Raw genomic sequence first — 6,486 nt, forward strand, 5'->3', positions numbered from 1 at the left:
TTAGCAACAGGAGGTGTTGTTGAATATATATCCATGTTCATGGATTAAGTCCCCACTTGTTTTTAGGTGGGAACTAAATTAAGGCTTATAGGATCGCTTGGTAAGGCTGTGTTAGCCGGATGCTTACAGTGTATCAAGCGTGATTATAGGTGGAATTACAAATTCCGTGATTTCCACAGCTGAATGAATTTGGGCGACTCTGCTATCCATTCTGTCTTAGCCTTGTTTGTGTCCTGATATTGATTATTATGCTGATATGTTGGGTACGCTTTGGACAAAAACATCACAGGAAAACCTGCTTTGAAAATGCAAATAAAATATATGTTTACACAAAATTTTTAAGAAATATTTATTTAAAGAATGTCACGGATATTTCATGTAAAATCGCTTGATTTTTACCCAATAAAGGCATAATTATATTATTGAATTAAATCCATAAATTTTATATGGGTTTATTGTGGTTCAACTTTATAAAAATTATTCGGGGAACTATCAATGATCAAATTTATTGTAGATGAACAACCTGCAGCTAAAGGCATACACTATATACACAATGCGACACTGGGCTGCGAAGACCTGCCAAAATCGGATGACCAGATTTTGATTGGATACTTTGCAAATTATGAACTCGCCTATAAACGCGCAAGAATGAACTGGCCAACAGAAAGAGTAGAAGGCTGTAGCAAGTGCTGTACGGAATAATTTAAATCTGAAACTGAAAAACTCTGCCTAACTGGCGGAGTTTTTTTTACCTGGTTGATGATTGATTTAGCTGCGGAACACTAAAATGTTTCAATCTTAGATCAGGTTTTGAATAAATATAAATAGATAGGAATAACTGGCGAATAGAAATCGCTTCCCATTCATCTATGGACTGATTATTGTGGATTGTTTGAAAAATGCTCAATACACCCTCATCTTAAACTTTATATTCACGGTATTTAGGGCGCCCAATTGCAACATTATCTTGATCTGAACCACGACTCTGGTGTGGCTAGCTATGAACTTGGCAATCAGTTTATTCGTGTTCAATTTAAGAAAAAATCAAAAATTTATACCTATAGCTATGCCAGTGCCGGCTATCAGCATATTGAAAATATGCAACAGCTGGCGCAATATGACGATGGCTTAAATACCTATATCAATCAGAATGTTAAACAGCTCTATGTGTGATAAAGGGCAGTGGAATTCACAGCTTGGCTTTGGTTTAAATTTTTGTTTATAAATGAATAAACAACGTAATGGCTCACTGCTATAGGTCTATAGTATCTGGCATATTTATCTTTAAAATTGCTGGATTATTGCTTTAAAATTAGGCTGAAAATATGGAAGGGATAAAGTTAAAACCAAGCTTGTCCTGGCAAAATATGACCAGAAACAAGTGTTTATTTAAGTCTGGAAATGATCAACATCATGGCATATTGAAGTATAGATGAAACAGAAGGTATGGGGTATGAACGGAAGAACAGAATGTCAAACATGCATGGTCTGCAAAAAAAGCTTTCCTAAAAAAAATCTTATCCCGATCGGAACAATTCGCAAAGTCATTACAGAGGAAATTTCACAGGACTTTCCACAGTGGTCACCTGGCGACTTTATCTGCCAAGCCGATTTAACCAAATACCGTATGCAGTATGTACAGTCCATTTTAAAATCTGAACAAGGTGAAGTCACTGATCTGGAATATGAAGTGTTGAACAGTATGCAACAGCATGAGCTGATCAGCAAAAATGTAGAGAACAAGCTCGATCAGAATTGGACTTTTGGAGAAAAACTGGCTGATAAAATTGCAAGTTTCGGTGGTAGCTGGACCTTTTTGATCTGCTTTGCCATTTTCTTGGCGCTGTGGATTTTGATCAATACCGTGGTAATGGTGAAACATCCTGCAGATCCATATCCCTTCATTTTATTAAATTTAATGCTGTCCTGTTTGGCCGCCATTCAGGCACCAGTAATCATGATGAGCCAAAACCGGCAGGAAGCCAAAGACCGTTTGCGTTCGCAAAATGATTATCAGGTCAACTTAAAAGCTGAACTGGAGATTCGGCATTTACATGAAAAACTCGATCATCTTTTAATGCATCAGTGGGATCGTCTGGCTAAAATTCAGGAAATTCAACTGGATTTGCTGTCGGAAATGACCAAGAAGAAATAGCCATTTATAACCTGATGCTAATCTTCAATGTTGCGATTTATAGAGATGGAGAAAATATTCCGATTCATGTTGGTTTGGCGTAATAAAAAGCAGAATTTTGTATCAATTAGGGAAATTTTTTTACAAATATAGATAAAGTGGGAAAATATTCCAAAAAGAATAAAAAATGCAAAATCTTAGGAAATTAATCCCGCATATCTTTGTCTATTCTATATCTCAAGGGTGTGAAGGGATCGAAAAGAGTAGATTGCTGCCAGTTGCGTACAACGTGAGTGTAGTACTTACCCACAAGGTCTTGATTCGGCTTAGGACGCTATAAATTACCAATTTATAGGCATCAGGTTATCACTTACAAAGTGGTAATAGTTGAAGTAAAACAGTATGTTTTCCCTGACCCCCTAAAAAATTCTCAAACACATAAAAATAGAAGAAATCAAATTTGAAGTCAAAAAACCTGATACAAATCAGTGGTTCATTTTTGTGGATAAAATCTGCTAATTTAGAAAATATCAGCGAGCATCTGGTCAGGCTATAAAAATGCTAAATGATGATTTCTGGAGTCGTTTTCTACTTTGTTCATTACTCATTAATTACATCATATTAATGATCTGGTTTTTGCTGTTTATTTTTGCCCGTAACTGGATGAAACAGCTGCATGGCAAATGGTTCCAGCTTTCAGATCATACTTTTGATGCCATCCATTATGGCGGCATGGCTATATATAAAATTGGTATTTTACTGTTTAATCTGGTGCCATTTCTGGCCTTATATCTGATACGAAATTCCTAACCCGGATTCAACTTTAAAAGGCTTATAGGCAAATAGATCATCTTTAAACAGCAGTTTCGAAGTTTATAAAAACAGGACCGCTACAATCAAAAACAAGCAAAAGAGGAATTTGGCAGCATGAATCAATTCAAACCTGCACTGGTTTTAGGTATTTTCATTTGTCTGGGGATGATTATTGCGGGATGGATTTTGGGCAGTAGCGCACTCAAAATTAAACAGTATGAACGTATAGTCTCGGTCAAGGGCTTGTCTGAGCGTGAGGTGAAAGCTGATGTCGCAGTATGGCCAATCCGTTTTAGCTCGGCCAGTCAGGACCTGACCCAGCTCTATGACACCATGGAAATACAAACCCAGCAAATTCAGGCATTTTTAAAGGCTGAAGGTTTTAGCGATCAGGAAATTACCACTGCGGCTCCGGTTACGACCGATAAATATGCCCAGCAATATGGCGGCGATGCCAATGTCGCGCTACGTTATACCGCCCATCAAACCATTACCGTCTATACCCACCGAATAGATGCAGTGCGGGCAGCACAAAGCCGTCTGGTGGCTTTGGGTAAAAAGGGCATTGCCTTTGGTGGCGATGATTCAGGTCAACGAACCGAATATTTATTTACCAAGTTAAATGATATCAAGCCAGCGATGATTGAGCAGGCGACACAGAACGCCCGCAGTGTGGCAGAAAAATTTGCCGCAGATTCCAAAAGCCGTTTAGGTAAAATCAAGGCGGCCAATCAGGGACTGTTTAGCATTGAAGATCGTGACAGTAATACTCCCTATTTAAAGAAAGTCCGTGTCGTGTCCACGGTAGACTATTATCTGGCGGATTAAATGGGGTAAAAAGTGATGAAAAAATGCGGTTTGATGTGCAGATAAATTCCTGTAATCTCAATTTTTCTGCAATAAAAAACCTGTATTTTAATCCGGAAGATAAAAAATTCTATTTATTATTCATTTAAGGAAAAAAATTCCCAAAAATGATGAAAAATTAAAAAAACTGAGGGAATTAATCCCGGCCGTGTTTGGCTAATATATGTTTCAAGGGTGTGATAAGGGATCGAAAAGAGTAGATTGCTGCCAGTTGCGTACAACGTGAGTGCAGTACTTACCCACAAGGTCTCGATTCGGCTTAGGACGCTATAGATTATCAATTTATAGGCATAGGGTTATAACTTACAAAGTTATAATGGTTGAAGTAAACCACAGATGTTTTCCCTAACACCCTCAAAAATTCTCCGGCAAAAATATAAGATAAAATTCCCTCTTCTTTTTCTTCATTGATAAAATATTTAATAAATCATTTACCTATAATAAATTATATGCGTTATCTCGATACACTTATTCAACATTGTCATGCTGCTAAAACGGCTATACCTGTTCAGGAATTTATATTTTCAACTGTAGATGATTTACCTCCGATATCTAAGGCGATTTATATCATTGAACAAGTAGACGGTGATATGAATGAAACATTTAATCACTTTCGTATCTTTAAAGCGCAGGGAACTCATGCCTGTGCAAGATTAAATGCGCCTTGCACAGTGATGTATGTAGGTTCATCTACCACAGGACTTAAAAATCGGTTGAAACAACATTTGGGTCAAGGCCAAAAGAGCACGTATGCACTACATTTGAGTCAATGGTTTCAAGGTCAGTTTAAAATCACGATCAGACAATATGAAGTAGATCATCAGGTACTGCAATTGATTGAAGATGACCTTTCTCATCAGCTTAAACCTGCGTTTGGAAAATTGGGTGCAAACAATAAATAATTCCAGATCGACTCTGTATTTCACAGACGTTGACAGTCGGATCTGACCTTGTTATTTTGCGCCCATTCTCCTACGTGCTGTAATGCTATGCCCATCAACGATAACTTCGTGTATATGCCGCCTCAGGAACCGCTTGTTATTGTCTATGAAGATGAAGACCTGGTGGTGATTGAAAAGCCGGCAGGGCTGTTGTCTGTTCCGGGACGCTTACCTGAACATCATGACAGTGCCTATTTTCGCGTATTGGAACGCTATCCCAACGCTAAAATTACCCACCGTCTAGATATGGCAACTTCCGGCATTTTGATGTTTGCCAAACACCGTGAAGCAGAAGTGGCGGTCAGTAAAATGTTTCAGGCACTTACGGTCAAAAAAAACTATATTGCGCTGATTCAAGGCAAGCTTGAAGCCGAAGGCAGTGTCGAAGTGCCATTAATTACCGACTGGGAAAACCGGCCGCGTCAAATCGTGCATTTTGAATTGGGAAAACCCGCCAAAACGCTGTATCAGGCCTTGGAATATTCTGCAGCGGAAGACATTAGCCGGGTATTACTGACTCCGATTACCGGACGTTCCCATCAACTTCGGGTACATATGCAATATATCGGACATCCCATTACTGGCGACAAGCTCTATCATCCAGAACCCTATCAGAGTCCATTACAACGTATGGCCTTACATGCCAGCTATCTGGCTTTTAAACAGCCTTTAAGCGGGGCAGATGTTGAAATTAAGGCTAAAGTTCCTTTTTAATCAGTGTCTTAAATTTTTATCTGTTTAACATTCTAGAATTTTAATCATAAGTTACATATATGATATGCGGGCTATCGTCTGCTTAGCTCACTGATTTATGATGATGAAAATCTTAGAATAATAAAAAGTGCGATCATTCAGACACGATATCCCTTTTCTGGTAATGGAAAAACAAACGAATAATAATGCGTAACATTTCTTTGAAATAATAATAATTTTGAGATAATAATCGTTTATCTATATATCCTGACCACCCTTATTTTGCTGGGATTGCTTTATCGGGCAATCATGCAAATAAGAAAAAAACAGATCATGCTTGAATCTTTACAGGTGAATCTGGATCGTACGCGAAATAATCTGGCAGAGCATGAGCAGCAAAATGATGCGCTGCATCATCAATTAAATACCTGTCGTATAGAGATCGGAAATTTAAAAAACAGGGTTGAAAAGCTGAGCCAGTATCAGGACATTGTAGATATTGAACATTACATTGCGGAGCGAAAAAACCAGGCCGAGAGCTTTGTTGAAGTCACTAAAACTGAAGCAGAGTTTCTGCTGGAAAAAATGAAGGCAGAGATTGAAAATACTCGACATTATCTGGAAAAACTGGAAAAAAACAGCCAGCTTAAGCTGGAAGCCCAAGCCAGAGAACGATTAGGTGCTTTTTATAATCAGGTCTTAGAACAAGAAAGCTTGGAGGCAATTTCTAAAGCACTGGAAAACAAGATTCAGGGTTATGGTATTCAAGATGTATATCCTGTACAAACCTTTCTGGATCAATTGATTGATGGCTATGGTGATATTCATGCCGCGCAGCAGTTAAAAGAAGTCCGCCGTAAAATAAAAAATGCCATTGCAGCAAACACAGGGGGGCAATGTGAGTATGTCGAGAGCCTGTAAATTATTTTGTGTAAGTTCCATTTTTTATAAATGATCTTTTAATCGATCATCGAACTGAATCGTAAACCAATTCATCGCTAAACGCCAATTTTGAATTGGCATGGTCCATTTTTTAGC

Annotated in this window: 8 protein-coding genes; all 8 read left to right on the forward strand. The window is 38.2% G+C overall.

Annotated features, from left to right (window positions below; genetic code table 11):
- Window positions 1-495 precede the first annotated feature (495 nt).
- The 8 genes from FTU91_RS15220 to FTU91_RS15255 all read left to right on the forward strand — a co-directional run bounded on the left by FTU91_RS15220 (window position 496) and on the right by FTU91_RS15255 (window position 6,369).
- Entirely contained in the window at window positions 496-702 is a 207-nt protein-coding gene (locus FTU91_RS15220) for a hypothetical protein (RefSeq protein ID WP_180044588.1), read from the forward strand.
- Between the two features lie 252 nt (window positions 703-954).
- The gene (locus tag FTU91_RS15225) at window positions 955-1,173 is read left to right on the forward strand and encodes a hypothetical protein (RefSeq protein WP_180082775.1); all 219 of its coding nucleotides are present in this window, start codon (window positions 955-957) and stop codon (window positions 1,171-1,173) included.
- A 280-nt stretch (window positions 1,174-1,453) separates the two neighbouring features.
- The gene (locus tag FTU91_RS15230; RefSeq protein ID WP_180044589.1) at window positions 1,454-2,155 is read left to right on the forward strand and encodes a DUF1003 domain-containing protein; all 702 of its coding nucleotides are present in this window, start codon (window positions 1,454-1,456) and stop codon (window positions 2,153-2,155) included.
- 537 nt (window positions 2,156-2,692) lie between these two features.
- A complete protein-coding gene (locus FTU91_RS15235; protein ID WP_180044590.1) occupies window positions 2,693-2,944 on the forward strand; it encodes a DUF6868 family protein in 252 nt (83 codons plus the stop codon).
- A 117-nt stretch (window positions 2,945-3,061) separates the two neighbouring features.
- Complete coding sequence (locus FTU91_RS15240; protein ID WP_180082776.1) at window positions 3,062-3,775, forward strand: SIMPL domain-containing protein; 714 nt, start codon at window positions 3,062-3,064, stop codon at window positions 3,773-3,775.
- A gap of 488 nt (window positions 3,776-4,263) precedes the next feature.
- Complete coding sequence (locus tag FTU91_RS15245) at window positions 4,264-4,716, forward strand: GIY-YIG nuclease family protein (RefSeq protein ID WP_180044592.1); 453 nt, start codon at window positions 4,264-4,266, stop codon at window positions 4,714-4,716.
- A gap of 87 nt (window positions 4,717-4,803) precedes the next feature.
- Complete coding sequence (locus FTU91_RS15250; RefSeq protein ID WP_180044593.1) at window positions 4,804-5,469, forward strand: RluA family pseudouridine synthase; 666 nt, start codon at window positions 4,804-4,806, stop codon at window positions 5,467-5,469.
- A gap of 288 nt (window positions 5,470-5,757) precedes the next feature.
- On the forward strand, window positions 5,758-6,369 hold the full coding sequence (locus tag FTU91_RS15255; RefSeq protein WP_180082777.1) for a DUF5660 family protein: 612 nt from the start codon (window positions 5,758-5,760) through the stop codon (window positions 6,367-6,369).
- Window positions 6,370-6,486 lie beyond the last annotated feature (117 nt).

It is taken from the genome of Acinetobacter sp. YH12201 (assembly GCF_013418145.1).
Taxonomy (GTDB): Bacteria; Pseudomonadota; Gammaproteobacteria; order Pseudomonadales; family Moraxellaceae; genus Acinetobacter.

What these genes read in the sequence shown, in the direction of transcription:
- FTU91_RS15220 (WP_180044588.1), top strand. Translation starts at nt 496, where the DNA reads ATGATCAAATTTATTGTAGATGAACAACCTGCAGCTAAAGGCATACAC.
- FTU91_RS15230 (WP_180044589.1), top strand. Translation starts at nt 1,454, where the DNA reads ATGAACGGAAGAACAGAATGTCAAACATGCATGGTCTGCAAAAAAAGC.
- FTU91_RS15235 (WP_180044590.1), top strand. Translation starts at nt 2,693, where the DNA reads ATGCTAAATGATGATTTCTGGAGTCGTTTTCTACTTTGTTCATTACTC.
- FTU91_RS15240 (WP_180082776.1), top strand. Translation starts at nt 3,062, where the DNA reads ATGAATCAATTCAAACCTGCACTGGTTTTAGGTATTTTCATTTGTCTG.
- FTU91_RS15245 (WP_180044592.1), top strand. Translation starts at nt 4,264, where the DNA reads ATGCGTTATCTCGATACACTTATTCAACATTGTCATGCTGCTAAAACG.
- FTU91_RS15250 (WP_180044593.1), top strand. Translation starts at nt 4,804, where the DNA reads ATGCCCATCAACGATAACTTCGTGTATATGCCGCCTCAGGAACCGCTT.
- FTU91_RS15255 (WP_180082777.1), top strand. Translation starts at nt 5,758, where the DNA reads ATGCAAATAAGAAAAAAACAGATCATGCTTGAATCTTTACAGGTGAAT.